The organism is Neglectibacter sp. X4, from assembly GCF_009917365.1.
In the GTDB taxonomy this organism is placed as follows: Bacteria; Bacillota; Clostridia; order Oscillospirales; family Acutalibacteraceae; genus Acutalibacter.
Window position 1 is genome coordinate 1 of sequence record NZ_QWLE01000162.1, and the last position, 1,191, is coordinate 1,191.

General features: G+C 48.7%; 1 protein-coding gene. It reads left to right on the forward strand.

Features of this window, described 5'->3' with window-relative positions:
* The first annotated feature begins 110 nt into the window (after nucleotides 1-110).
* Complete coding sequence (locus D1841_RS17395) at nucleotides 111-998, forward strand: recombinase zinc beta ribbon domain-containing protein (protein ID WP_160644926.1); 888 nt, start codon at nucleotides 111-113, stop codon at nucleotides 996-998.
* Nucleotides 999-1,191 lie beyond the last annotated feature (193 nt).

Consider the following 1,191-nt stretch of genomic DNA (forward strand, 5'->3'; position numbering starts at 1 on the left):
AGATTCAATGGAGATTTCAAGATGAGTTTGATAAGCTAAAGCAGCTTGCAATAGGAATTTTTGCAGGCTGATTTCAAAAAAATGCCCAAATTTTTAGTCTGGGCTTGACATTGGCAAACGAAAAATATGCCGGAAATGCTGTCCTCAACAAGACTTATGTGGTGGATTGTATCAGCAAAAAGGTACGGCGCAACGATGGCAAGGCTCGGCCCATGTACTTCGTGGAGAACAATCACCCCGCCATCATTGACCCCGCCACCTTTGGTCGAGCGCAAGAGGAACTGGCACGGCGCACCGGCAAACGGAAAGTTAAGCAGAAGGGCACAAAGACAGAGCTGGGCCGGTACTCCAGCAAATACGCTCTGACGGAACTCCTCGTTTGTGGCGAGTGCGGTACCCCCTATCGCCGATGCACTTGGACGGTCAAGGGAGAAAAGAAACCGGTCTGGAGGTGCATCAACCGGCTGGACTTCGGCAAAAGATACTGCCACCATTCGCCCACGATGGAGGAAAGTGTGCTGCAGGAGGCCGTCATGGCAGCGATAATGAGTACGGCAAAGCAGAGTTCGGATGTGCTGGGCACGTTGAAGCTGCACATCGGCATGGGGCTTAAGAATGATGATGGCGAAGATAACAGCTTGGATATACAGATAAGGATAGCAGAAATTGACGCAGAATTCAAGACCATGCTGCAGGCCATAGCTACTGATACGGTTGAGGATTTCGATGAACAGAGGGCTACAACGCTCATGGCTGAGAAAAACAGTTTAGAACAGCAGCTTCCCAAATATGACAATGCACAGCAGGAAAGAGAAAATGCAGAGTCACGATTGGATGAGATTTTTACCATCCTGAATGGACTGGAAAATCATCCGATGGAGTATGATGACCGGCTGGTGCGGCAGGTATTGGAGTGTGTGGTTGTGGAATCTAAGGAAAAGATCAAGGCGGTTTTTGCGGGAGGGTTGGAGGTTGAGCAGGCTATCGAAAATGCGTGAGAGTTCGGATACGTACTCTGATTTGGCAATAATATCTTTTTCGTATCCACCTCACAAAAAAGCCAGGAATCATGCGGGTTCCGGGCTTTTTCTTTTTCTCTTCTATCAGCTTTTTCGGGGCTTTCTATCATTTTTCTATCAGCCCTCCTGCACAGTAGGCTGATAGATAGCCCTCTCCATCGCCGCTGCCATA